Source organism: Variovorax boronicumulans (assembly GCF_030812215.1).
GTDB lineage: Bacteria > Pseudomonadota > Gammaproteobacteria > Burkholderiales > Burkholderiaceae_C > Variovorax > Variovorax boronicumulans_C.
Genome location: NZ_JAUSSG010000005.1, coordinates 285,341 through 307,985, shown reverse-complemented (window position 1 = coordinate 307,985; position 22,645 = coordinate 285,341). Strand labels below are relative to the sequence as shown.

The 22,645-nt window shown below is 68.0% G+C and carries 25 protein-coding genes; 15 read left to right on the top strand and 10 right to left on the bottom strand.

The annotated features are described in order from the left end of the window. Positions 1-12: 12 nt before the first annotated feature. Positions 13-933 (bottom strand): ABC transporter substrate-binding protein, encoded by a 921-nt coding sequence (locus J2W23_RS15965; RefSeq protein ID WP_307649411.1) that lies wholly within the window; start codon positions 931-933, stop codon positions 13-15. Between the two features lie 119 nt (positions 934-1,052). Beyond that, positions 1,053-1,943, bottom strand: coding sequence for an AraC family transcriptional regulator (locus J2W23_RS15960; RefSeq protein WP_307649410.1), 891 nt, complete (start codon positions 1,941-1,943; stop codon positions 1,053-1,055). Positions 1,944-2,258: 315 nt separating this feature from the next. On the opposite strand from J2W23_RS15960, the gene J2W23_RS15955 reads away from it, so the two are divergent. Beyond that, a complete protein-coding gene (locus tag J2W23_RS15955; protein WP_307649409.1) occupies positions 2,259-3,515 on the top strand; it encodes a CaiB/BaiF CoA transferase family protein in 1,257 nt (418 codons plus the stop codon). A gap of 93 nt (positions 3,516-3,608) precedes the next feature. Here J2W23_RS15955 and J2W23_RS15950 read toward each other — a convergent pair whose 3' ends face one another. Continuing rightward, entirely contained in the window at positions 3,609-3,869 is a 261-nt protein-coding gene (locus J2W23_RS15950; RefSeq protein ID WP_176660703.1) for an acyl-CoA-binding protein, read from the bottom strand. A gap of 62 nt (positions 3,870-3,931) precedes the next feature. Here J2W23_RS15950 and J2W23_RS15945 point away from each other — a divergent pair, with 62 nt between their 5' ends. Then, positions 3,932-4,816 carry a dienelactone hydrolase family protein gene (locus J2W23_RS15945; RefSeq protein ID WP_307649408.1) on the top strand — a complete coding sequence of 295 codons (885 nt, stop codon included), beginning with the start codon at positions 3,932-3,934 and terminating at the stop codon, positions 4,814-4,816. Positions 4,817-4,831: 15 nt separating this feature from the next. Here the strand turns inward: J2W23_RS15945 and J2W23_RS15940 are convergent, their stop codons facing one another. The 5 genes from J2W23_RS15940 to J2W23_RS15920 form a co-directional block, all read right to left on the bottom strand. Further along, the gene (locus tag J2W23_RS15940) at positions 4,832-5,668 is read right to left on the bottom strand and encodes a hypothetical protein (protein ID WP_176660705.1); all 837 of its coding nucleotides are present in this window, start codon (positions 5,666-5,668) and stop codon (positions 4,832-4,834) included. A 6-nt stretch (positions 5,669-5,674) separates the two neighbouring features. Beyond that, positions 5,675-6,373: a TetR/AcrR family transcriptional regulator gene (locus J2W23_RS15935; RefSeq protein WP_176660706.1), complete on the bottom strand. Its 699-nt coding sequence runs from the start codon at positions 6,371-6,373 to the stop codon at positions 5,675-5,677. 123 nt (positions 6,374-6,496) lie between these two features. Next, positions 6,497-6,985: a phasin family protein gene (locus J2W23_RS15930; RefSeq protein WP_307649407.1), complete on the bottom strand. Its 489-nt coding sequence runs from the start codon at positions 6,983-6,985 to the stop codon at positions 6,497-6,499. Positions 6,986-7,171: 186 nt separating this feature from the next. After that, on the bottom strand, positions 7,172-7,621 hold the full coding sequence (locus J2W23_RS15925) for an acyl-CoA thioesterase (protein ID WP_042580045.1): 450 nt from the start codon (positions 7,619-7,621) through the stop codon (positions 7,172-7,174). A gap of 94 nt (positions 7,622-7,715) precedes the next feature. Further along, positions 7,716-8,612 carry a LysR family transcriptional regulator gene (locus J2W23_RS15920; RefSeq protein WP_176660708.1) on the bottom strand — a complete coding sequence of 299 codons (897 nt, stop codon included), beginning with the start codon at positions 8,610-8,612 and terminating at the stop codon, positions 7,716-7,718. A 130-nt stretch (positions 8,613-8,742) separates the two neighbouring features. On the opposite strand from J2W23_RS15920, the gene gtdA reads away from it, so the two are divergent. The 11 genes from gtdA to J2W23_RS15865 all read left to right on the top strand — a co-directional run bounded on the left by gtdA (position 8,743) and on the right by J2W23_RS15865 (position 18,978). Continuing rightward, complete coding sequence (gene gtdA, locus J2W23_RS15915) at positions 8,743-9,828, top strand: gentisate 1,2-dioxygenase (RefSeq protein WP_307649406.1); 1,086 nt, start codon at positions 8,743-8,745, stop codon at positions 9,826-9,828. 68 nt (positions 9,829-9,896) lie between these two features. After that, on the top strand, positions 9,897-10,601 hold the full coding sequence (locus J2W23_RS15910) for a fumarylacetoacetate hydrolase family protein (RefSeq protein ID WP_176660710.1): 705 nt from the start codon (positions 9,897-9,899) through the stop codon (positions 10,599-10,601). A 31-nt stretch (positions 10,602-10,632) separates the two neighbouring features. Beyond that, positions 10,633-11,883, top strand: a complete 1,251-nt coding sequence (locus tag J2W23_RS15905; protein ID WP_307649405.1) for a 3-hydroxybenzoate 6-monooxygenase — start codon at positions 10,633-10,635, stop codon at positions 11,881-11,883. Between the two features lie 55 nt (positions 11,884-11,938). Beyond that, positions 11,939-12,916, top strand: coding sequence for a Bug family tripartite tricarboxylate transporter substrate binding protein (locus tag J2W23_RS15900; RefSeq protein WP_176660712.1), 978 nt, complete (start codon positions 11,939-11,941; stop codon positions 12,914-12,916). A gap of 85 nt (positions 12,917-13,001) precedes the next feature. Further along, positions 13,002-13,979 carry a Bug family tripartite tricarboxylate transporter substrate binding protein gene (locus tag J2W23_RS15895; RefSeq protein ID WP_307649404.1) on the top strand — a complete coding sequence of 326 codons (978 nt, stop codon included), beginning with the start codon at positions 13,002-13,004 and terminating at the stop codon, positions 13,977-13,979. Next, positions 13,979-15,337 carry an FAD-dependent oxidoreductase gene (locus tag J2W23_RS15890; protein WP_307649403.1) on the top strand — a complete coding sequence of 453 codons (1,359 nt, stop codon included), beginning with the start codon at positions 13,979-13,981 and terminating at the stop codon, positions 15,335-15,337. The genes J2W23_RS15895 and J2W23_RS15890 overlap by 1 nt, the downstream gene beginning before the upstream one ends. Positions 15,338-15,473: 136 nt before the next feature. Beyond that, positions 15,474-16,091, top strand: a complete 618-nt coding sequence (locus J2W23_RS15885) for a hypothetical protein (protein WP_176660715.1) — start codon at positions 15,474-15,476, stop codon at positions 16,089-16,091. A 93-nt stretch (positions 16,092-16,184) separates the two neighbouring features. After that, entirely contained in the window at positions 16,185-17,063 is an 879-nt protein-coding gene (locus J2W23_RS15880; RefSeq protein WP_176660716.1) for an acyl-CoA thioesterase, read from the top strand. A gap of 29 nt (positions 17,064-17,092) precedes the next feature. Continuing rightward, positions 17,093-17,704 (top strand): glutathione S-transferase, encoded by a 612-nt coding sequence (locus J2W23_RS15875; RefSeq protein ID WP_307649402.1) that lies wholly within the window; start codon positions 17,093-17,095, stop codon positions 17,702-17,704. A 225-nt stretch (positions 17,705-17,929) separates the two neighbouring features. After that, positions 17,930-18,640, top strand: coding sequence for an SDR family oxidoreductase (locus J2W23_RS15870; protein WP_307649401.1), 711 nt, complete (start codon positions 17,930-17,932; stop codon positions 18,638-18,640). A gap of 71 nt (positions 18,641-18,711) precedes the next feature. Further along, complete coding sequence (locus J2W23_RS15865; protein ID WP_307649400.1) at positions 18,712-18,978, top strand: sodium-independent anion transporter; 267 nt, start codon at positions 18,712-18,714, stop codon at positions 18,976-18,978. A gap of 4 nt (positions 18,979-18,982) precedes the next feature. Here J2W23_RS15865 and J2W23_RS15860 read toward each other — a convergent pair whose 3' ends face one another. Next, entirely contained in the window at positions 18,983-19,936 is a 954-nt protein-coding gene (locus J2W23_RS15860; RefSeq protein ID WP_307649399.1) for an AraC family transcriptional regulator, read from the bottom strand. Between the two features lie 75 nt (positions 19,937-20,011). Here J2W23_RS15860 and J2W23_RS15855 point away from each other — a divergent pair, with 75 nt between their 5' ends. Both J2W23_RS15855 and J2W23_RS15850 read left to right on the top strand, forming a co-directional pair. Then, entirely contained in the window at positions 20,012-21,229 is a 1,218-nt protein-coding gene (locus J2W23_RS15855; RefSeq protein ID WP_176660720.1) for a multidrug effflux MFS transporter, read from the top strand. Positions 21,230-21,311: 82 nt separating this feature from the next. Then, positions 21,312-21,923, top strand: a complete 612-nt coding sequence (locus J2W23_RS15850) for a methyltransferase domain-containing protein (RefSeq protein WP_307649398.1) — start codon at positions 21,312-21,314, stop codon at positions 21,921-21,923. A gap of 10 nt (positions 21,924-21,933) precedes the next feature. Here the strand turns inward: J2W23_RS15850 and J2W23_RS15845 are convergent, their stop codons facing one another. Then, positions 21,934-22,635: an ABC transporter ATP-binding protein gene (locus tag J2W23_RS15845; RefSeq protein ID WP_373423946.1), complete on the bottom strand. Its 702-nt coding sequence runs from the start codon at positions 22,633-22,635 to the stop codon at positions 21,934-21,936. Positions 22,636-22,645 lie beyond the last annotated feature (10 nt).

The window sequence follows — 22,645 nt, the reverse complement described above, 5'->3', positions numbered from 1 at the left end:
CCGATGCGCCGCTTACCAGGTGAAGGTCTTCGCGCCTTCGGCGTCGATGAGCTTCACGTCCACCGGCACGGCAGCCGGCACGTTGGCGCCCCACTTCTTGGCGAGCGCGATGCCGATGGCCAGGCGGATCTGGTCGCGCGGGTACTGCGCGGTGGTGGCGATGAACTTGGAGCCCGGCTTCTGCATCGCCTTGATGGCTTCGGGCGCGCCGTCCACGCTGGTGAGCTTCACGTCCTTGCCGCTCGCATCGATGGCCGCGAGCGCGCCCATCGAGCCGCCGTCGTTCACGCTGAAGATGCCCTTGAGGTTCTTGTTGGCCTGCAGGATGTTCTCGGTCACGGTGAGCGCGGTGGCGCGCTCCTGCTTGCCGTTCTGCGTGCTCACGACCTTGATGCCGGGGTACTTGGCGAGCGCTTCGCGGCAGCCCTTCACGCGCTCCAGGATCGGCACGACCGGGATGCCGTCGAGGATCGCCACGTCGCCCTTTTCGCCGATGCTCTTGGCGAGGTATTCGCAGGCCAGGCGCCCTGCATCGGTGTTCTTGGAGCCGACGAAGGAGTCGACCGGGCCTTGCGCATTCGCATCGACCGCCACCACGACGAGGCCCGCCTTCTTGGCCGAGCGCACCGCCGACTGCACGCCGGTGGAGTCGGTCGGGTTCAGCAGCAGGATGTCGACCTTCTTCTGGATCATGTCTTCCACGTCGCCGATCTGCTTGGCCACGTCGTGCCGCGCGTCGGTGGTGACCACGGTGGCGCCGATGCTGGCTGCGGCTTCTTCCAGCGCCTGCTTCATCGTCACGAAGTAGGGGTTGTTCAGCTCCTGGAAGGTCATGCCGAGGCGCAGCGGCTGCTTGGGCGCCTGCGCCTGTGCGGCGGTTGAGCCGCAGGCGAGGGCGGCGGTGAGGGCGGTGGCTTTGAGAAGGTTCTTCATGGTTGCGGTCTCCTTGGGGTTGTGGGCTGACTGACAAAAAACGCAGGCAAAGGCGTGCCCCACGCGGCGCCCGGAGCGCCGCGCCGGTAACGACGCGGGAACAGGAAAACGAACGCCGGCTACGGCGCGCTGGCGGCACGCGAGGCCGCGGCCTGCATGCGATGGAAGTTGCGGAACTTGGTCGGCGGCATGCGCTTGTGCAGGAGGAACTGCCGGTTGAAGTTCGACACGTTGTTGAAGCCCACGTCCATGCAGACGTCGAGCACCGGCTTCTCGCTGTTGGTGAGCAGCTCGCAGGCACGGCTGATGCGCAGCCGGTTCACATAGCGCACGAACGACTGGCCCGTGTGCTTGCGGAAGGAGCGCGAGAACGCGCTCGGGCTCTGGCCCACCAGTTCGGCCAGCATGGGCTCGCGCAATTCGTCGCCGAGGTTGGCCGAGATGTGCGCGAGCACGTTGTTGATGGCGTGCGACATGAAGGCCTTGGGGTCGGGCTTGAACGCGGGGCTCGCGAGTCGCTGGCGGTCGTGGCTGTCGACCAGCAGTTCGAGCAGCGAGAGCAGCAGGATCACGCGGCGCAGGCCCCGCGCCTCCAGCAGCGATTCCATGATCGGCTTGGCCGCGACGGCCGTCTCGGCGGAGAACAGCAGCCCCGAGCCCGATTCGGCCAGGAGCGGCTGGATGCGCTGGAACTCGGGGAAGGCGGCGCTCATGTTGGTCATGAGTTCGGCCGGAAACTGGATCACGATGCCGCGCCGCTCGACGCTCTGGCCCGCGGGCACGTCGCTGATCCAGTTGTGCGGCAGGTCGGGCCCCATCAGCACGAGGTTGCCGGGCTCGAAGTGGCCGACGTGGTCGCCCACGAAGTAGACGCCCCTGGTCTCCACGATCAGCTGGATCTCGTACTCGGGATGGAAGTGCCAGCGCACCGTGCGGTACGGATAGCCGTGCGCCCAGGCGGTGAACGATTCATCGCTGCGGACTTCGACGATTTCCAGATCGGGTTGCATCGGGGTCTCCTTTTCTTTCTTTCTTGTCTCTCTGTTTGCCCTGCGATCGACACACGACAACGTGGGGCGGACTGTACGAATCGCCCAGGACGCCAACAACCAGAGATGCAGCTTGAAATTGATACTTTTTTGACCTTCGTGCAAGCGGGTTGACCAGCGCATTGCGGTGCAGCAAGCACCGTTCTCCTCGGGGGAGAGGGGCAGCGGGCGGGCGATTGCTGCGGTGCAGAAAGTGCTGGAGATGCGATGTCAAGAATTCATAGGTGTTTTCCCGCCCCGGAGGGCGCTTGCCGCGACGCGGCACACTCTGGCGCCATGACGAAAACCTCTTCTTTCTCGGCCACGCCGGCCGCCGCGGGCCCGCTGGCCGGCCTCAAGGTCGTCGAGCTCGGTCAACTGATCGCCGGGCCTTTCGCCGCACGCACGCTGGCCGATTTCGGCGCCGACGTGGTGAAGATCGAGCCTCCCGGCGCGGGCGATCCGCTGCGCACCTGGCGGCTGCTGAAGGACGGCACTTCGGTCTGGTGGCAGGTGCAGTCGCGCAACAAGCGCTCGCTGGCGCTCGACCTGCGCGAGCCCGAGGCGCAGGCCATCGTGCGGCAGCTCGCGGCCGAGGCCGACGTGCTGATCGAGAACTTCCGCCCGGGCGCGATGGAAGGCTGGGGCCTCGGCCCCGACGAGCTTCTGGCCGCCAATCCCGGCCTCGTGATGCTGCGCATCAGCGGCTACGGCCAGACCGGCCCCTACCGCGACCGCCCCGGCTTCGGCGTGGTGGCCGAGGCAATGGGCGGGCTGCGCCACCTCACGGGCGAGCCGGGCCGCGTGCCGGTGCGCGTGGGCGTGTCGATCGGCGACACGCTGGCCTCGCTGCACGGCGTGATCGGCGTGCTGATGGCGATGCAGCATCGCCACGCGACGGTGAGCGCCGAATACCCGAAGGGCAGGGGGCAGGTGATCGACGTGGCGCTCTACGAGGCGGTCTTCAACTGCATGGAAAGCCTGCTGCCCGAGTACGGCGAATTCGGTGCGGTGCGAGAGGCGGCCGGCAGCGCGCTGCCCGGCATTGCGCCGACCAATGCATACCGCTGCGCCGACGGCGGCTACGCGATCGTCGCGGGCAATGGCGACAGCATCTTCCGCCGGCTGATGGCATGCATCGGCCGTCCGGACCTGGCCGCCGACCCGGCGCTGGTGGGCAACGCGGGCCGCGTGGCCCAGGTGGAAATGCTCGATGCCGCCATCGGCGACTGGGCCGCAGCGCGCACCGTGGACGAAGTGCTCGCCGCGCTCGATGCGGCGCAGGTGCCGGCGGGCCGCATCTACACCATCGCCGACATCGCGGCCGACCCGCACTACGCCGCGCGCGGCATGCTGCAGCAGGTGCGGATGCCCGACGGCAGCGCGCTCGCGGTGCCCGGCTTCGTGCCCAAGCTGTCGCTCACGCCGGCCAGCCATCGGCACAACGCGCCGGCGCTGGGCGCGGACACGGATGCGGTGCTGAAGGAAATCGGCCTGAGCGCCGAGCAGATCGCCGCGTTGCGTGCGCGCGGGATTGTCGGTTCCCCTTCGTGAAACACCACGGAACCGGTTTTGCCGGGCCGCAGGTGCTGCCCCCGGAAGGGCGGCGCAGCGACACGAAGTGCGCGAAGCCTGGATTGGGAGCGCCTAGCCTGCGCGCAGGGACTCGATCAGGTCGATGTACTTCTGCTTGGCCTCGTCGCTGCTCGCACCCTTCTGGGCGGTCCAGGCGTCCCACTTGGCACGCGCGACGATGTCGCTGAAACTGGGCTTCTTGGCGGTGTTGTCGCCTTCGGTGGCCTGCTTGAAGAGGCCGTAGATCTTCAACAGCGTCGGGTTGTCGGGGCGCTCGGCCAGGAGCTTGGAGTTGGCCTGGGCGGTTTCGAATTGGGCGTTGAGGTCGGACATGGCGGTGGGAAGAAGATGAGTCGAAGCGGCAATCTTAATAACCGCGAGCGCGAGGGACATTCATGAAGAAGACATCCGCACTCTGGCGTGCCGCGCTGCTGCAGTTCCTGCTGCTGGCCGCGACGACCGCCCACGGCGCCTTGCGCGAGGAGCAGCTCGACGTGCCGGTGCAGGTCAGCGACATCTACGGCAAGCGCGTCGAACAGTCCATCCGGGTGACGGTCTTCTCGGACGACGCGAACCCCGTGCCCGCCCCGCTGATCGTCCTCAACCACGGCCGGGCGGCAGAGGCCGCGGAGCGCGCGGCCATGGGGCGCGCGCGCTATTCGGTGGCATCGCGCTTCTTCGTGGCACAGGGTTTCGTGGTCGCGGTGCCGACCCGCATCGGCTACGGCGTGACCGGCGGCGAAGACGTGGAAGCGAGCGGCCAGTGCGGCGCCAGGCGCTACGCACCGGCCTACGAAGCGGGGCTGGCGCAGACGCTGCGGGTGCTCCAGGCGATGCGCGCGAGGCCCGATGTCGATCCGGCGCGTGCCGTCATCGTCGGCCAGTCGTTCGGCGGAACCATCGCCATCGCGGCGGCGGCGCAGAACCCGGCGGGCGTGGTGGCCGCCATCAACTTCGCGGGCGGCGGCGGTGGCAATCCGAAGACCCAGCCGCAGCGCCCGTGCTCGCCAGAGGCGCTGGAGCGGCTGTTCGGCCAGTACGGCAAGACGGCGCACATGCCCACGCTGTGGATCTACACCGAGAACGATCAGTACTTCGGGCCCACCTATCCGAAGGAATGGTTCAAGGCCTTCACGGATGCGGGCGGCAAGGGCGAGTTCATGCAGTTTCCGTCGTACGGCGAGGACGGGCATGCGCTGTTCTCGCGCTATCCCGAGGTGTGGCAGCCGCGGGTGCGGGTGTTCCTGGAGCAGGTCGGGCTCGCGCGCCGCAGGCGCTGATGCGATGCGGGCCGCTCAGTCCGACAGGCCTGCCCGCGCCAGCTCCACGTCCAGCCGCTCCCGCGCATCGGCCGGTGTCATCGCCGCGGCCTTTTCGTAGAGCCGGGTGGCCTCGGCCATGCGCGAGTCGCCGTGCAGCATCAAGAGGGCGCGGGCGTATTCCATCATTCCGGCGGGCGAGTGCGGGTGCAGTTCGAGCCCGCGTTCGAACAGCTCCACGGAGGCCTCGGCGCGCACGCCGTAGGTCATGCGGCCGACCAGCGCGCCCACCTTGTCGATCACCTCGGCATGGAACGCGGCCAGCGCGAGGTGCGCGTCGGCGTGTGCCGGCTGCAGCTCGATCACACGTTCCAGCGCGCCCTTGAGCTTGGTGCCCAGGCCCTGCGCCAGCGCGCGCGCCACGCTGATGCCCTGGCTGTAGCGGCCCAGCGCATAGGCCTGCCAGTAGAGCGCCTGGCAGTTGTCGGGCTCGGCGGCGGCCTGCGCACCTGCGCGCTCGATCACCTGGCGGAACATCGCGAGCCGGGTCGCCTCGCGCGGCTCCAGGTAGTTGGCGTAGATGGCCGTGGCCTGGTTGGCCAGCACCAGGCCCTCGGAGCCGTGCAGGAGGCCGATGGCGGCGGCGCGTTCGAATTCGCCGCTGTGATACAGCGCCCAGCCCTCGGCCAGCGGCGTGCCGGCGTCGGGCGGCGGCAGGTGGTGGCCGGCGTGCAGGCGCGGCCAGTGCGGCAGCACGCTGCGCGCATCGAAGCGCGGCACGTCGGCGTAGGGAAGGGGCGTCCAGGGTTCCGCGTTCGCGGCGACCGGGCTGGCGGACATCAGCGAGAGCGGTTTGAAATCGGGATGGGGCATGGTTGTCTAGGCCGCCATGTCGACAGTGGGAACCACGTGGGGCGTGGCATCTTCGCCGTTGTAGGCATTGCTGAGCGTCAGCAGATGCCGCCGTTGTTCGCGCCCGAGGTAAGGCGCGAGCAGATGCAGGGTGTGGTGGCCGCCGCGCATCAGCGCGCCCTGCGCATGCGCGGGTTCGAGCGCCTCGCGCGGGTTGCGCACGTATTCGTAGCTCAGCCAGTAGGTCAGCACCACGACCATGCTCTGGGCCAGCGGATCGATCTCGTGCGCATCGATGTCCAGGTGGCCGGCGCGGCCGAGGCCGGCGATCAGCTGGCGGATGGCGCGGGCCTTGTTCTTGAGCACCAGCTGGAACTGCGTCTCCAGGTGCCGGTTCTTGCTCAGCAGGTCGTTCAGGTCGCGGTAGAGGAAGCGGTAGCGCCAGATCAGCTCGAACAGCGTGTGCATGAAGAACCACGCATCCTCCACGTCGTGCACGCCTTCGCTCGCATGCAGCAGCTCGTTGAGCTCGGCTTCGTAGCCCTGGTAGAGCTTGTTGATCAGCTCTTCCTTGGCGGGGTAGTGGTAGTAGAGATTGCCGGGGCTGATGTTGAGCTCGCCCGCGATCAGCGTGGTCGAGACGTTCGGTTCCCCGAAGCGGTTGAACAGGTCCAATGCGGCTTCGAGGATGCGTTGCGCTGTGCGGCGTGGCGCCTTCTTTGCCATGTCGGTGCCCCCGGTGTGTCTCTTGGTCTTGGGAACACTCTAGCGTATGTGCACTGCACCATGAACGGTGCGGGACATGTTTTGCGGCGCTGATTTTTGTGCAGCGCCGCAATTCGGTCGGGGTCAGCCGGCCTTGGTGCGGCGCAGCGTCTTCTTCGCTGCGGGGGCGGTTGCCGCGGTCTTGCGCGCGGTGGTCTTGCGGGTGGTTGCGGCCGCCTTCGCACTGCCCTTCAACTGCGCTTCGAGGGCCTCGACGCGTGCCTGCAGCGCGGCCATGTCGGCGGCCGAAGGGGCACCGAGTTTTTCGAGGGCGCGCGCCACGCGCTCTTCGAAGATGTTCTCCAGCTTGCCCCACTGGCCGGCGGCCTTGGTGCCGAATTCGCTGGCGAAGCCGGCCATGCGCTGCTGGGCCTGGGCGAGGGTTTCTTCGGCGGCCGCCTGGGTCTTCTTCTGCATGCCGGCGCCGTCCTTGACCAGCGCCTCGAAGGCCTTGCTGCCTTCCTGCTGCATCTTGGCGAAGGCGCCGAGGCCGGCCAGCCAGATCTGCTGGGCGGAATCCTTGATGCGGTCGGAAGATTTGCCGCTGTTGCTGTCGTCGTCTTGAGTCGCCATGCGAAGTGTTCCTTTGAAAACAATCGCCTGACTCTAGCTGCTGGGCATCGCTCCCGTTAGAGCTTGGCGTCTATGGGCGCGGTCCCTTCGTGGAACACCGGGGAACCGGCTTTGCCGGGCCTCTGGTGTTGCCCCCGGCGAGGGGGAAGGAGAAGCGACACGAAGTGCGCGAAGCCTGGGGGAGGTTCAAGGTGTTGCGCCGGCTGCGCGGCTGGCGTCCAGGTGCGCCTTCGCCCGTTCCGCCAGCGCCATTTCGCCGGGTGTGCCGGGCACGAAGGCCTCCACCGGGAGCGGCCGGCCGTGCGAATCGACCGAGACGAAGACGATCAGGCACTCGGTGGTCTTTTCCATCATGCCGCCCTTCATGTCGCCGCTGCGCACCTCGACCGAGATGTTCATGCTGGTGGTGCCGGTGTAGGCGAGGCGGGCTTCGACCTCGACGAGGTCGCCGATCATGATCGGCCGGTGGAAGCGGATGCTGCCGATGAAGGCGGTGACGCAGTAGCGCTTGGCCCAGCTGGTCGCGCAGGCGTAGCCGGCCTCGTCGATCCACTTCATGACCGTGCCGCCGTGGACTTTGCCGCCGAAGTTGACGGTGCTGGGCTCGGCCAGAAAACGCAGGGTGATCGAGGACATGGGGCGCCTTATGGAAGTGGCTGTGGGTGGGGAGCCGCGATTATGCGAGCGGGCGCCCGCTTCCGGATGCCGCCCATCGTGCCGGCGTGCACGTTCAGCTGCCGCTGAAGAGTTGCGCCAGCGTGCGCCGCAGCCAGGCGTTGCCCGGGTCGGCATGGAAGCGCTCGTGCCAGTGCTGCTTGACCGCGTAGTCCGGCAGCGCGAAGGGCAGCTCCAAGAGCTTCACCGGCTCCTGCGTGGCCAGCACCTTGCCCAGGATGCGCGGCACCACCACGAGCAGCTCGGTGTGCGCCACGATCCGCGCCACGCTCAGGAAGCTCGACAGCCGCACCACCACGTCGCGTTTCAACCCGAGCCGCGCGATGGTCGTGTCGACGATGGCATGCCCCGTGCCCGACGTGGACACCACCGCATGCGCCTCCGCCTCAAAGCGCTTGCGCGTGAGCCTGGCACCGATGCGCGGATGGTTCTGCGCCGCGAGGCAGACGAAGTTCTGCATGAAAAGCGTCTGCTGGTAGAAGCCCGCGTCCAGTTGCGGCATGAAGCCTACGGCGAGATCGACCTCGCCGTCCTGAAGCCGTCGGCCGCTGTTGGTGGAGATGATCTCGGTCTCGATGTGCACGCCCGGCGCCACGTGCCTCAGGTGGTCGAGCAGGCCGGGCAGCAGCACCACCTCGCTGATGTCGGTCATGCAGATGCGAAAGCGCCGCTGCGCCCCGGCGGGCTCGAAACTGCTGCGGTTGCCTTGCGCCTGCGCCAGTTGCGCCAGCGCCTCGCGCAGGTTCGGATAGATACGCTCGGCGTGCGGCGTGGGCTGCATGCCCTGTGCGGTGCGGGTGAAGAGGCGATCGTCGAAGTGCGCGCGCAGCTTGTTGAGCGCGGTGCTGGCCGCGGCCTGCGCCATGCCCAGCCGCTCGGCCGCCCTGGAGACGTTGCCGGTCTTGTAGACCTCGTCGAACACGGCGAGCCATTCGAGATCGAGCTTGGACATGGTGTTTTTCCGGCGCGCTCCGTATAGGGAGAAAGGCACCATTATCGGAATTTCGAATTCCGTGTATTGGCTGTTGGTCTTGAGGAAATAGTGGGGTGGCTCAACAATGCCGCAACGGAGACACCCACGCATGAACCCCGCTTCCCAGAGTCCTGCGAAAAGCGCCCCGGCCAACGCCGCCGAACGCAGCGACTACTACGCCCGCATCCGCCCGCTGAACCTCACCCCGCTGTGGGAATCGCTGCACGCGCTGGTGCCGCGCGAGCCGCAGACGCCGTGCGTGCCCGCCTTGTGGCGCTACGACGAGATCCGCCCGCTGCTGATGGAGTCGGCCGAGCTCATCACCGCCGAGGAGGCCGTGCGCCGCGTGCTGGTGCTGGAGAACCCGGCGCTGCCCGGCAATTCGTCGATCACGCAGTCGATCTACGCGGGGCTGCAGCTCATCATGCCGGGCGAGGTGGCGCCTTCGCACCGCCATGTGCAGTCGGCGCTGCGCTTCATCGTCGACGGCAAGGGCGCCTACACCACGGTGGGCGGCGAGCGCACCACCATGTACCCGGGCGACTTCATCATCACACCCTCGTGGGCCTGGCACGACCATGGCAACGAAGGCATCGAAGGCGTGAGCGAACCGGTGGTGTGGCTCGACGGGCTCGACATCCCGATGCTGCGCTTTTTCGACGCAGGCTTTGCCGAGAACGACGATGCCAAGGTGCAGCACGTTGCGCGCCCGGAGGGCCACAGCCTCGCGCGCTTCGGCCACAACATGGTGCCGGTGCGGCACGACCATGTGTCGGCCACGTCGCCGATCTTCAACTACCCCTATGCGCGCAGCCGCGAGGCGCTCGCGCAGTTGCAGAAGCAGGAAGCGCCCGATGCGTGGCTGGGCCACAAGCTGCGCTATATCAACCCGCTGACGGGCGGCTCGCCGATGCCGACCATCTCGACGAACCTGCAGCTGTTGCCCAAGGGCTTTGCGGGCAAGACGCACCGCGCGACCGATGGCACGGTGTACAGCGTGGTCGAAGGCCACGGCATCGCCGAGATCGCCGGCCGGCGCTTCGAGTTCGGCCCGCGCGACACCTTCGTCGTGCCGTCGTGGTCGCCGCTGCGGCTGCTGTCACCCGTCGCCGACGTGGTGCTCTTCAGCTTCTCCGACCGTCCCGTGCAGCAGGCCATGGGCATCCTGCGCGAAGCCTTCCTCGAAGACGCCTGAACGGCGGCCGACTTCTTTTTTCTTTTCATCGTTTGACCGTGTGCCGCACCGTGCGGCAGGAGCCATCCATGTCCTTCGTTTTCACCCCCCCTTCCATCGTCGGCCTGCCCATCGTCGATTCCGACAAGCTGTTCCCCGTGCGCCGCGTCTACTGCGTCGGCCGCAACTACGCGGCGCATGCCCGCGAGATGGGCTTCGATCCCGACCGCGAACCGCCGTTCTTCTTCTGCAAGCCCAACGACGACGCCTCGGTGGTGCCCGTCGCCGAAGGCCAGGTCGGCTCCATTCCGTACCCCCCGCTCACGAGCAACTACCACTACGAAGCCGAACTCGTGGTCGCCATCGGCAAGGGCGGCAAGGACATTCCGGTCGACCAGGCTTCGGGCCACATCCACAGCTACGCGGTGGGCCTGGACATGACGCGCCGCGACCTTCAGATGAAGATGCGCGAGCAGGGCCGCCCCTGGGAAATCGGCAAGGCCTTCGATTTCTCGGCACCCATCGCGCCACTGCGCACGCTGGCCGACGTGGGCGAGATCAACGCGGGCGCGATCACGCTCACGGTCGATGGCGAAGTGCGCCAGAACAGCGACATCACGCACCTGATCTGGTCGGTGAACGAGGTGATCGCCAATCTCTCGACGCTCTTCACGCTGCAGCCCGGCGACCTGATCTTCACCGGCACACCCGAAGGCGTGGGTGCGGTGAAGGCGGGGCAGACGATCAAGGTGAGCATCGAACGGCTGCCGTCGCTCACCGTTCGCATCGACTGATCGCCCGAAGCGCAGACAAAGGCCCCCCGCGATGAGCACATCCCTCACGAAGAACCCGCCCACCGTGCTGCTCGTCGGCGGCGGCATCGGCGGCATGGCCGCGGCGCTCGCGCTCGCGCGCCTGGGCGTTTCCATCGACCTGCTCGAACAGAGCGCAGCCATCGGCGAGATCGGCGCGGGCCTGCAGCTCGGCCCCAACGCCTTCGCCGCGCTCGACGCGTTGGGCGTGGGCGAGGCGGTGCGCCGGGGCTCGGTCTTCACCGACCGGCTCGTGATGATGGATGCGGTCGATTGCGGCGAGGTGGCCTCGGTGCCGGTCGGCGAAGCCTTCCGCGCGCGCTTCAAGAATCCGTATGCGGTGAGCCATCGCGCCGACCTGCATGGCGCGATTCATGAAGCGGTGAAGCAGCATCCGCTGATCCGCTTCCACACCTCGGCGCAGGTCGAATCGATCGACACCGGCGCGCATGGCGTCACTGCGGTCACGCGCGATGGTCGGCGCTTTCGGGCCGACGCCATCGTGGGCTGCGACGGCGTGAAGTCGGTGGTGCGCGCGAAGCTCATCGGCGATGCACCGCGGGTCTCTGGCCATGTCGTGTACCGCGCGGTCGTGCCCGCTTCCGACATGCCGGCGGACCTGCGCTGGAACGCGCCCGTCGTCTGGGCCGGCCCCAACTGCCACCTGGTGCACTACCCGCTGCGCCACGGCGAGCAATACAACCTGGTCGTCACCTTCCACAGCCGCGAAGAAGAAGAGTGGGGCGTCACCGACGGCAGCAAGGACGAAGTGCTCTCGTACTTCGAGGGCGTGCATGCGCGCCCGCGCCAGTTGCTCGACCGGCCCACCTCGTGGCGCCGCTGGAGCACCGCCGACCGCGACCCGGTCGCCCGCTGGAGCGAAGGCCCCGCCACGCTGCTGGGCGATGCGGCGCATCCCATGATGCAGTACCTCGCGCAGGGTGCCTGCATGGCGCTCGAAGACGCGGTGACGCTGGGCGCCGCGGTGAAGGCCTGCGACTTCGACACGACCGCCGCGTTCAAGCTGTACGAAGCCGCACGCGTCGCCCGCACGGCGCGCGTGGTGCTGTCGGTGCGCGAGATGGGGCGGCTCTATCACGCGAAGGGCGTCGAGCGGTTGGTGCGAAACAGCCTCTGGGTGGGGCGCACGCCGGAGCGCTTCTACGATGCCGTCGAGTGGCTCTATGCGTGGCGGCCCGAGCACTGCCTGGACGATGCGCCGGCCTCCCTGCAGCCCGCGACGCCCGAGCTTTCCTTGCATTGAAACGCGTTTCTTCCATCATCCCTATACGAGGCCACAGGCCCAGGAGACAAGCACCATGAATTTCTCGCGCACATTGCTGACGGGCACGCTCGCCCTGGCCGCCGTCACCGGCGCCTGGGCACAGGCCGGCGACTTCCCGAACAAGCCCGTGACCCTGGTCACGCCCTTCGCCGCCGGCAGCGGTCCCGACGCGGTGCTGCGCCTCGTGTCCGACAAGCTCTCGCGCCTGTGGAACCAGCGCGTGGTGATCGACAACAAGCCCGGTGGCGGCGGCTTCATCGCCATCGACCAGGCGCGCCGCGCCGCGCCCGACGGCTACACGCTGCTGCAGCTGGACAGCGAACACGTCGCCGCGCTGCCGCACCTGTACAAGTCGAAGAACTTCGTGACGCTGCAGCACTTCGACCCGGTGGCCTCGCTGTTCCGCACGCCGTTCTTCGTGGCGGTGGGCACCGATTCGAAGTGGAAGACCATGGGCGACCTGATCGCCGCCGCCAAGGCCGAGCCCGAGGGCGTCGTCTACGGCTCGTGGGGCGTCGGCAGCCCGGGCCACCTGGGCGCGCAGCAACTGGAAGCGCTCACCGGCATCCGCATGCGGCACGCGCCGTACCGCGAGGTGTCGCAGCTCTATTCCAACGTCGGCACGGGCGAGGTGCCATGGGCCTTCGCGAGCATTCCGTCGAGCCAGGGCATCTACAAGGCCGGCAAGCTGCGCTACATCGCCGTTGCCGCGCCCAAGCGCATTCCGCAGATGCCCGACGTGCCGACGATGGCGGAGGCGGGCGGACCCGCTTCGCTCGAAGTCAACTCCTTCGTCTCGCTGCTCGCGCCCAAGGGCGTGCCGGCGGCGGTGAAGGCAAAGATCAACGCCGATGTGGCCAAGGTCATCGCCGATCCCGAGATTCGCGCCCGCTTCGACACCTTCGCCTTCGAGCCGCTGGCGTGGTCGCCCGAGGAGATCCAGCGCAACGCCGAGGCCAAGTCGAAGGTGTACGGCGAATTGGTGCGCAGGGGCAACATCAGCCTCGAATAGGGGAGCGCGTTCCTTGCTCCGCGTTCCCCTCGGCAGTTAAGCTGGCTTTCTTCGGTTTTTGTTAACTTTTTCACTTCTTTTCGCCATGCACGCCAAAAAGAGAGCCCTTTTGATCGCTTGCGGCCTGGCAGCCGCCACCATGCTGCCGCTCGCTGCGAGTGCACAGAACAGCGCCTGGCCGACCAAGCCCATCCGTTTGCTGGTGGGCTTTCCGGGCGGCTCCACCCCCGACATCGCGGCGCGCACCATCGCCGAGCCGCTGGGCAAGGCGCTGGGCCAGCCGATCGTGGTGGACAACAAGGCCGGCGCCTCGGGCAACATCGCGGCCGACCAGGTGGCCAAGGCCACCGACGACCACACGCTGGGCATCGTCATCAACGGCAACCTCACCTCGTCGAAGATGCTGTATCCGAAGCTGCCCTATGACCCGGTCAAGGACTTCACCTACCTCTCGCTGATCGCGACCGCGCCGCTCGTGCTGGTGGCGCAGAACAACCTGCCCACGGGCACCGCCTTCTTCGACGCCGCGCGCAAGGCCGGCGACAAGTGGAACTACGGCTCGGTGGGCATCGGCTCGGTCGGCCACCTGGGCATGGAACTGCTCAAGAGCCGCGTCGCCGGCTTCAAGCCCGAGCACGTGCCCTACCAGGGCAACCCGCAGGTCATCACCGCCATGCTGGGCGACCAGGTGCAGATGGGCCTCATCCCGCCGGGCGTGGCCATGCCGCAGATCAGGGCCGGCAAGCTCAAGGCCGTGGGCCTCACCGGTGGCCGCAGCGCGCTGGTGCCCGAGATCCCGCCGCTGTCCGAAGCCGGCGTGAAGGACTTCAGCCTCGAGGTGTGGGTGGCGTTGCTCGGCCCGGCCAATCTCTCGAAGACCGCCCAGGCGCGCATCGGCCGCGAACTCGAGATCGTCATGAAGGACCCGGAGGTCCGCCGCAAGCTCTTCGAGCAGGGCTGGCAGGCCGTGGGCACCTCGCCGGACGGCATGCGCAGCCGCGTCACCGATGAGGCGGCGATCATGACCAAGATCATCTCCACGCGCGGCATCAAGCTCCAGTAATGACAGTCCAGCAGAAGAAGACCCTGACCGAACCGGCGCGCGAGCTGCCGGTCTTCGGCGAATACGACGTGGTGGTGGTCGGCGGCGGTCCCGCCGGCATCGCCGCCGCCGTGAGCGCCGCGCGCCACGGCGCCAACACCCTGCTGGTGGAGCGCTACGGCTTCCTGGGCGGCATGGGCACCGCGGGCGGCGTGACCAACTTCGCGGGCCTCTATGGCAAGCGCAACGGCGAGATGACGTTGCTCGTGCGCGGCGTGGCCGACGACCTGCTCGACCGCATCGGCGCGCTCGGCGGCCTGAACAAGCCGCAGGACGGCATGCAGGGCCGCATCCGCGTGCGCTCTTATGACACCTCGGCCTACAAGATCGCGGCCGACCAGTTGCTGCTCGATGCGGGTGTGAACCTGTTGTTCCATGCGTGGGCGGCGGCGGTCGTCCGCGACGGCGACCGCATCGCGGCACTCGTGGTCGAGACCAAGTCGGGCCGCCAGGCGATCCGCGCCAACGCCTTCATCGACGCGAGCGGCGACGCCGACGTGGCGGCCTTCGCAGGCGTGCCCTTCGAAGTGGGCGATGGGCACGGCAGCGGCCTCTTTCCGACCACGATGTTCCGCGTCGGCCAGGTCGATGCGCCACCGGCGCTCGAGGCCGTGGGCGAGTTCAAGGCCATCAACGACCTGATGGCCAGGGTGCAGCAGCAGAAGCCGGGGACCTACAGGTTTCCGCGCGAGGGCGCGATCCTGCGGCCCAACATCGACCCGCGCGAATGGCGCGCCAACGTCACGCAGATCCGCAACGCGGCCGGCCGCGCGATGAACGGCGTCGATGCACGGGAACTCACCGAAGGTGAGCTCGAAGGCCGCCGCCAGATCGCCGAGTACTTCAGGTTCATGAAGGCCGAGGTGCCGGGCTTCGCGCACTCGGCCATCGTGGAGATCGCGCCGCAGGTCGGCATCCGCGAGACGCGCCGCATCGAGGGCCTGTATGCGCTCGCGGGCGAGGACATCCTCTCGTCGGCGCGGTTCGACGACAGCATCGGCATCAACGCCTGGCCGATGGAGATGCACGCCGATGGCCGCATCGAATGGGCCTTTCCGCGCGACGACAACCGCACCTACAACCAGTTGCCCTGGCGCATGCTGGTGCCGCGCCAGGTCGACAACCTGCTGGTGGCCGGCCGCTGCGCCGCGATGACGCACGAAGGCCAGTCGGCCGCGCGCGCGAGCGGCGGCTGTTTCGTGATGGGGCAGGCGGCGGGCACGGCGGCGGCATCGCTGGGCAGCGCGAATTTCGCGGATGTCGATGTGCCGGCGCTGCAGAAGAAGCTCGTCGCCGACGGCGCGGACATCGACCGCTGAATCCCCTGAACGTGGGGATGGCGCTAGAGTCCGGGGCTTGATGAACTCCAACCCCGGACGAAAAGTGCCCCTCCTTTCGTTTTCGACCCCTGCGCGTCGTCTCTTCCTCGCCCTTTCCTGTGCCGCGCTCGGCCTCATGCAATGGGGCTGCGCAAGCACCCCCGAAGGCGAACCCGTCCACGGCAAGGACGAGGTGGTGAGCTTCTTCGCCGCCAAGGACGGCCGCAAGGTCGTCATTGCCGCGGAGAAATACCACTACGTGTTCGACGGCGACCCGTCCGTGGCCGCGCTGCTGCGCTGGAGCGGACGCACCAAGATCACGCCCAGCCTCAACGGCGAACTCAAGGTGGCGCGCAACAACAGCTTCGAAGGGTCGTACACGCTGCTCGCCTTCGATGCCGACCTGACGCCCGAAGACCGCACCTTCCTCGCCCAGACCGGTTTTGCCAAGACCGACATGAAATACGGCGACCGCACCGGCCCGGCGCTGCGTTACTTCGGCACCGTCTACGGCACCCGCTATGCGGCCGCGCCGCTCAAGCCGGCCGACACGCTCGACTTCTCCCGTTCGTTCCTCATCAAGTACGTCGAGCAGGAAACCGCCACCGGCCCCGCGGCCCAACCCGCCCCGTCACCGCTGATCTATGACGACGACGGCAAGCTGCTGGTGGGCGGCGCGCCCATGTTCATCGTGCAGGGCGGCACCGACTACCGCTGCCGCGCGCGCTTCATGGACATCTGCTTCTACAAATAGCAGTGCCCCGCTGACCGGGCCGCGACAGCGCGCCGGCCCGTCCTTTGCTATGGTCGAAGGCTGCTTTTTTCCTGCACCGACCGCACTTTGCCGATGACCACCGATCCCGCCACCGCCGCCCGCCTCGTCGACGAACTCGTCGCCCTCATGCAGCTCGAACCGCTCGGCGGCGACCGTTTTCGAGCCCAGAGCGAAGACATCGGCACCCCGGCCGTCTTCGGCGGCCAGGTGCTCGGCCAGTCGCTCGCCGCCGCGAGCCTCACGGTCGGTGCCGACCGGCCGGTGCATTCGATGCACGCCTACTTCCTGCTGCCGGGCGAGCATGCGCCCATCGAGTACAGCGTCGACCGCGTGCGCGATGGCCGCAGCTTCACCACCCGCCACGTGGTGGCGCGCCAGGGGGAGCGGATCATCTTCGAGATGTCGGCGTCGTTCCAGACGGTGGACGACGGTGTCGAGCACCAGCTCGCGATGCCCGCCGTCGAAGGCCCCGAAGGCCTGGCGAGCGAACTCGACCAGCGCCTCGCCCTGGGCGACCGCCTGCCCGAGCGCTGGCGCATCAAGGGCCTGGAGCCGCACGGCATCGAATACCGCCGCGTCGAAGCCGACGACCTGCTCACGCCCATCGTGCGGCCCTCGGAAAGTGCGATCTGGATGCGCGCCATCGCGCCGCTGCCCGACGATCCGGTCGTGCACCGCGCGCTGCTCGCCTACGCCTCCGACCATGGCCTGTTGCGCGCCGCGATGCTGCCGCACGGCCTGAGCTTCATGAGCGGCCAGGTGCGCCCCGCGAGCCTGGACCACGCGATGTGGTTCCACCGCGATTTCCGCATGGACGACTGGCTGCTCTACGTGCTCGACTCGCCCAGCGCGAGCGGTGCACGCGGCCTTTGCCGCGGCAGCCTGTTCACGCGCGACGGGCGGCTCGTGGCCTCGACCGCGCAAGAGGGCATGCTGCGCATCGTGCGCTGAGAGAGACCCGCAATCCAAGGACACGTCGAATGAAGATCTTCCACTCGCCCGCTTCGCCATTCGTGCGCAAGTGCATGGTTGTCGCGCACGAACTCGGCATTGCCGAGCGCATCGAGAAGCTGCCCAGCGCGGCCGGCCCGGTGAAGCGCGATGCCACGATCATTCCAAAGAACCCGCTCGGCCAGGTGCCGACCTTCATCTGCGACGACGGGCAGGTGCTGTTCGACAGCCGCGTGATCTGCGAATACCTCGATGCCACGCATTCGGGCGGACTGTTCCCCGCCAATGGCTCGCAGCGCTGGGCCCGCCTCACCGAACTCGCGCTGGCCGACGGCATGACCGCCGCCGCGCTGCTCGCCCGCTACGAAACCATGCTTCGCCCCGAAGCCTTGCGCTGGAGCGACTGGACCGACGGCCAGCTCGCCAAGGTGCGTACCGGTCTCGAATGGCTCGAAACGGCGGCACCGTCGTTCGGCGACCGCGTCGATATCGGGACCATCGCTTTCGGCTGCGCACTGGGTTACATGGACTTCCGGTTTCCGTCGGTCGACTGGCGTGCCGAGGCGCCGAACACCGCGAAGTGGTTCGAGGTGTTCAACCAGCGCGCGTCGATGCAGGCGACGCTGCCGCCGATCGCCTGAGTCCGTTCAGGGCGGCGCGAGCGCTTTCAGAGCGGCTGTTGATCAGCGATACACCAGCAGCGTGTCCAAGTGCGCAGGGCATCGGGTGCTCCCCGCAGCGAAATCAAGGAGGAGGCCGCAGGCCGGGGACATTCGCGGAGGGGAGTACCCGGTGGCCTGTGCACGCGCCCCGAATCCTTGGCTAAAAATGCACACCTCGCATGAACTCCAACCAAGGACTCCCGCATGTCTGAAGCACAGAAAAAAGTAGCCATCGTCACCGCAGGTGGCAGCGGCATGGGCGCCGCAGCAGCGCGCAAGCTGGCGGACGACGGTTTCCGCGTCGCCATCCTCTCCTCATCGGGCAAGGGCGAAGCGCTGGCCCAGGAGCTCGGCGGCATCGGCGTGACCGGCTCCAACCAGTCGAATGACGACATCAAGCGCCTGGTCGACAAGGTGGTGGACACATGGGGCCGCGTCGACGTGCTGGTCAACAGCGCAGGCCACGGCCCTCGCGCACCGATCCTCGAGATATCCGACGAAGACTGGCACCGCGGCATGGACGTCTACCTGCTGAGCGCCGTGCGCCCCAGCCGCCTCGTGGCGCCGCTGATGGTGAAGCAGGGCGGCGGCACGATCATCAACATCTCCACCTTCGCGGCGTTCGAGCCCGACCCCGTCTTCCCGACTTCCGGCGTGTTCCGCGCCGGCCTCGCGGCCTTCACCAAGCTCTTCGCCGACCAATACGCCGCACACAACGTGCGCATGAACAACGTGCTGCCCGGCTTCATCGACAGCCTGCCCGAGAAGGAAGTGTTCCGCGAGCGCATCCCGATGGGCCGCTACGGGAAGAGCAGCGAGATCGCGGCCACCATCGGCTTCCTCGCGTCCGAAGGCGCGGGCTACATCACCGGACAGAACCTGCGCGTGGACGGCGGCATCACGCGCTCGGTGTGAAGGCATCGGGCGGGCCGCGATCGTGGTGATGGTGTCGGCATCGACCTTCGACTGGGTCGCTGTGCACGCCGGTGCGCCACCTGCGCATCTACCGCATCACGGGCCAGTTGTTCTTTGCCTCGGCCGACATGCTGGAGGATGCTTTCGACGTGCGCGAGATCGATGGCGCGCCCGTGCACATCGACGTGGCGCGGGCACATTTCTGGGACGTCGCCGCTGTGGCCGTGCTGACCAAGGTGGTCGAGCGGGTGCGCAAGCACGGCAGCGTGGTGGAGGTGATCGGGCTCAACCAGGCGAGCCGCGGCCTGATCCTGCGGCTCGACGCAGCATCTGAATGAACAGTCAGGCCGTCATCGCGAGGCCTGCGGCCCGCGCCTGCGTGCGAAAGCGCCCCGGGCTCTCGCCGGTCTCGCGCTTGAAGGCCGCGCTGAACGCCGTCTCGGACTGGTAGCCCACGCGCTCGGCGATGCGCGCGATGCCGTCGTCGCTGTGCCGCAGCGCATTGCGCGCCACCGTCATGCGCCAGCCGCCGAGGTATTCGAGCGGCGTCGAACCCGTCAGCGCCTTGAAGCGCACCGCGAAGGCCGTGCGCGACATGCGCGCGGACTGCGCCAGGCGCTCGACCGTCCATGGCCGCGCGATGTCGGCATGCATCTGCGACAGCGCCGCGCCGATGCGCGCATCGGCCATCGCGCCCAGCCACCCTTCGGGCTGCGGCGCATTCGCAAGATGCACGCGCAGCGCCTGCACCAGCACGAGCGCCGCGAGGTTGGTGCGCGCGATCGACGAGCCCGGCCGCAGTTCGGCCGTCTCCCAGCCCATGAGGTCGAGCAGGCCCACGAGCGGCCGTGCGCCGGGGTCGCTGGCGCGCAGGTGGATGAGCGGCGGCAGGTGCCGCAGCAGCAGTTCGCTGGCTTCGCCGGCGAGTGCGAAGCGGCCGCTGGCCATCACGGCCAGCGGGCCATCCTCGGCGCCCTGGCCGTCGTAGCGCAGCACGCCGTCCGGCCCGCGGTGGTCGCGGTTGAGTTGCGTGCCGTCCTGAAGCGGCCCTGGCGGATCGCTCGATGCCGAGAAGGGCAGGCCATTGGTGAGCAGGAAGAAGTCGCCCGCTTCCACCACGACCGGTGCGGCCGCGCCATCGACGTCCAGCCGGAAGCGGCCCTCCAGCACGCAGCCCAGCTTGATGTGCGAGGCGTACTGCGAATAACGGAAGGCCCAGCGGCCGCGCGCCTCGAAGCGCGACGAGAGCGTGCTGCTCACGGTGAGCATCGAGAGCACATCGGACAAGGGGTCCATGATTCTGTACGGATGAATAGGAAATAAGGCCTGATGATTATTCAATCATTCAGACCGAAGCGCGAGGATGGGGGCATGTCTTCTTCGAACGCTCAAGTTGCCCGCCACGCCATCGTGCTGGGCCTGCTCACCACGATCGGCCCCTTCGCCATCGACATGTACCTGCCCGCGCTGCCCGCCATCGGGCACGCGCTGGGCGCCGATCCGCATGCGATGCAGGCGAGCCTGATGGCCTTCTTCATCGCGGTCGGCGCCGGCCAACTGGTGGCGGGCCCGTTGTCGGACATGTTCGGGCGCCGCCGGCCGATGGTCGCGGGGCTCGTGCTGTTCATGCTCGCGAGCATCGGTTGCGCGTTCGCGCCGAACGTCGGCGTGCTGATCGCGCTGCGCTTCGTACAGGGGCTCGGCGCCTGTGCCTGCATGGTCACGCCGCGCGCCGTGGTGCGAGACCTGTACACCGGACCCGAGGCGGCGCGGATGATGTCGCTGCTGCTCATGGTCTACAGCCTGTCGCCGATCCTCGCGCCGTTGGCCGGCAGCCTCGTGGCCGAGACTGTGGGCTGGCGCGCGGTGTTCGGCATGGTGGCCGCGTTGGGGCTCGCGGGCCTCGCGATGCTCATGGGCTTCCTGCCCGAGACGCGGCCCGCGGCGGCGCGCCTGTCGAGCAACTTCCAGAGCGCCATGGCTGGCTACGGCGTGCTGTTGCGCGATCGCCACTTCATGGCGCTGGCCTTCATGGCATCGCTCACCGTGTCGGGCTTCTTCGTCTACGTGGCCAATTCGCCCTTCGTGATGAGCACGCACTTCGGCGTGTCTCCGCGCCTCTATGCCGTGCTGTTCGCGCTCAACGCGGTGTCGCTGCTCGCGCTGTCGCAGATCAACGGCTGGCTGGTGGCACGCTTCGGCATCCGGCGCGTGCTGCGCCTGGCGGTCGTGGCGCAAGCCGTCGCCGTCGGCTTGCTGTTGGTGCTGACGCTCGCGGGCGTGGACCGGCTCGGGGTGCTGGTGCTGCTCTTGATGATCGGCTTCGGCCTCAACGGCCTGGTCGTGCCTGCGACCTTCGTGCTCGCGATGGAAGGGCATGCGTCGCTCGCGGGCACCGCGTCGGCGCTGATCGGCACGATGAACTTCGCGGGCGGCGCGGTGATGGTGGCACTGGTCGCGCCGTTCGCCGACGGCAGGCCGTTGCCGATGGTCGCGGGCATCGCCTGCTGCACGGCGGTCGTGCTGGTGCTGGCCTTGCGCACGTTGCGGCCGGTGCATCGCGTGCCCGGTGTAGTGCAAGGGTCTTAGGTGGTTTTCCCATGAGCCGGCTGGTCGCTTGGTCCTAGCCTTTCCGGTTTCGTCGGATGTCCGATGGACCGGAAAGACTCCCATGGAAATTCCCGCCTCGGTGTTGAAGAGCATGGATCGCACCATCCAGTCCTATGAAGAATCCGCGCGCGAATACAACGCGATCGTGGCGGGCCACCGGCCGCCCGAGATCGTGGACGCGCTGCGCCGCATGATGGAGTTCGTGCCCCTCGGTGGTACCGTGCTCGAGATCGGCTCGGGTTCGGGGCAGGACGCCGACTTCATCGAGTCATTGGGCGGGGTCGTCAGGCGCACCGATGCGGCACAGGCCTTTCTCGACCTGCAGGCCGAGCGCGGCAAGAAGGGCGAACTGCTCAACGTCGTGACGGATGCATTGGGTGGACCCTACAGCGCGATCCTCGCGATGGCGGTGCTGATCCATGTCGATCGCGAGCAGGTCGCACCGGTCCTGTACAAGGTGTTCGACGCGCTCGAGCCCGGCGGGGTTTTCCTCGCGGGCATGCGCATCGGCGAAGGCGAGACGAACGGCGACTACCAGACCGTGTACTGGGCGAAGGACCGGTTCGCCGAAGCGCTCGCAGCGGCGGGCCTGCGCCTGCAATGGGACACGCAGTGGATCGGCCGCAGCGAGGTGAGGTGGGCCGGCTTCCTCGCGTGCCGTCCGCGGGACTGAAGGCGGCGGGCTACACGCCCAGGTAGCGCGTCCAGAGCGAGCGGTCGGCGTCGAGCGCGGCCGAGTCGCCCTGCCACACCACGCGCCCGCGTTCGAGGATCACATGCCGGTCGGCCAGCGGCAGCAGGCGCTGCACGTACTTGTCGACCACCAGGATCGCTTCGCCTTCCGACTTGAGCGTGGCGATGCAGTGCCAGATCTCCTCGCGGATCACCGGTGCGAGGCCTTCGGTGGCTTCGTCGAGGATCAACAGGCGCGGGTGCGTCGAAAGCGCACGCGCGATCGCCAGCATCTGCTGCTCGCCGCCCGAGAGCTGGTTGCCCGCGTTGGCCTTGCGTTCCGCCAGGCGCGGGAACAGGCCGTAGAGCGCCTCGACCGTCCAGCGCGGCGCGCTGCCCGGGCGCGGCCGTGCGAAGGCGCGCAGATGTTCATCCACGCTGAGGTTCGGGAACACATGCCGGCCCTCGGGCACGATGGCTACGCCGCGCCGTGCAATCGCATCTGGCTTGTGGCCGCCGATGGCGGTGCCGCTGAACTGCACGTCGCCGCGCATCGGCGAGAGCGTGCCGGTCAGCACCTTCAAGAGCGTGCTCTTGCCCATGCCGTTGCGGCCCAGCAGCGCGAGCACTTCGCCCGCGCCGATCGTGAGATCGATGCCGAACAGCACCTGGCTCGCGCCGTAGCCGGCCTCGATGGACTTCGCTTCGAACAAGGTCCGGGTT

What these genes read in the sequence shown, in the direction of transcription:
- J2W23_RS15965 (WP_307649411.1), bottom strand. Translation starts at nt 933, where the DNA reads ATGAAGAACCTTCTCAAAGCCACCGCCCTCACCGCCGCCCTCGCCTGC.
- J2W23_RS15960 (WP_307649410.1), bottom strand. Translation starts at nt 1,943, where the DNA reads ATGCAACCCGATCTGGAAATCGTCGAAGTCCGCAGCGATGAATCGTTC.
- J2W23_RS15955 (WP_307649409.1), top strand. Translation starts at nt 2,259, where the DNA reads ATGACGAAAACCTCTTCTTTCTCGGCCACGCCGGCCGCCGCGGGCCCG.
- J2W23_RS15950 (WP_176660703.1), bottom strand. Translation starts at nt 3,869, where the DNA reads ATGTCCGACCTCAACGCCCAATTCGAAACCGCCCAGGCCAACTCCAAG.
- J2W23_RS15945 (WP_307649408.1), top strand. Translation starts at nt 3,932, where the DNA reads ATGAAGAAGACATCCGCACTCTGGCGTGCCGCGCTGCTGCAGTTCCTG.
- J2W23_RS15940 (WP_176660705.1), bottom strand. Translation starts at nt 5,668, where the DNA reads ATGCCCCATCCCGATTTCAAACCGCTCTCGCTGATGTCCGCCAGCCCG.
- J2W23_RS15935 (WP_176660706.1), bottom strand. Translation starts at nt 6,373, where the DNA reads ATGGCAAAGAAGGCGCCACGCCGCACAGCGCAACGCATCCTCGAAGCC.
- J2W23_RS15930 (WP_307649407.1), bottom strand. Translation starts at nt 6,985, where the DNA reads ATGGCGACTCAAGACGACGACAGCAACAGCGGCAAATCTTCCGACCGC.
- J2W23_RS15925 (WP_042580045.1), bottom strand. Translation starts at nt 7,621, where the DNA reads ATGTCCTCGATCACCCTGCGTTTTCTGGCCGAGCCCAGCACCGTCAAC.
- J2W23_RS15920 (WP_176660708.1), bottom strand. Translation starts at nt 8,612, where the DNA reads ATGTCCAAGCTCGATCTCGAATGGCTCGCCGTGTTCGACGAGGTCTAC.
- gtdA (WP_307649406.1), top strand. Translation starts at nt 8,743, where the DNA reads ATGAACCCCGCTTCCCAGAGTCCTGCGAAAAGCGCCCCGGCCAACGCC.
- J2W23_RS15910 (WP_176660710.1), top strand. Translation starts at nt 9,897, where the DNA reads ATGTCCTTCGTTTTCACCCCCCCTTCCATCGTCGGCCTGCCCATCGTC.
- J2W23_RS15905 (WP_307649405.1), top strand. Translation starts at nt 10,633, where the DNA reads ATGAGCACATCCCTCACGAAGAACCCGCCCACCGTGCTGCTCGTCGGC.
- J2W23_RS15900 (WP_176660712.1), top strand. Translation starts at nt 11,939, where the DNA reads ATGAATTTCTCGCGCACATTGCTGACGGGCACGCTCGCCCTGGCCGCC.
- J2W23_RS15895 (WP_307649404.1), top strand. Translation starts at nt 13,002, where the DNA reads ATGCACGCCAAAAAGAGAGCCCTTTTGATCGCTTGCGGCCTGGCAGCC.
- J2W23_RS15890 (WP_307649403.1), top strand. Translation starts at nt 13,979, where the DNA reads ATGACAGTCCAGCAGAAGAAGACCCTGACCGAACCGGCGCGCGAGCTG.
- J2W23_RS15885 (WP_176660715.1), top strand. Translation starts at nt 15,474, where the DNA reads ATGCAATGGGGCTGCGCAAGCACCCCCGAAGGCGAACCCGTCCACGGC.
- J2W23_RS15880 (WP_176660716.1), top strand. Translation starts at nt 16,185, where the DNA reads ATGACCACCGATCCCGCCACCGCCGCCCGCCTCGTCGACGAACTCGTC.
- J2W23_RS15875 (WP_307649402.1), top strand. Translation starts at nt 17,093, where the DNA reads ATGAAGATCTTCCACTCGCCCGCTTCGCCATTCGTGCGCAAGTGCATG.
- J2W23_RS15870 (WP_307649401.1), top strand. Translation starts at nt 17,930, where the DNA reads ATGTCTGAAGCACAGAAAAAAGTAGCCATCGTCACCGCAGGTGGCAGC.
- J2W23_RS15860 (WP_307649399.1), bottom strand. Translation starts at nt 19,936, where the DNA reads ATGGACCCCTTGTCCGATGTGCTCTCGATGCTCACCGTGAGCAGCACG.
- J2W23_RS15855 (WP_176660720.1), top strand. Translation starts at nt 20,012, where the DNA reads ATGTCTTCTTCGAACGCTCAAGTTGCCCGCCACGCCATCGTGCTGGGC.
- J2W23_RS15850 (WP_307649398.1), top strand. Translation starts at nt 21,312, where the DNA reads ATGGAAATTCCCGCCTCGGTGTTGAAGAGCATGGATCGCACCATCCAG.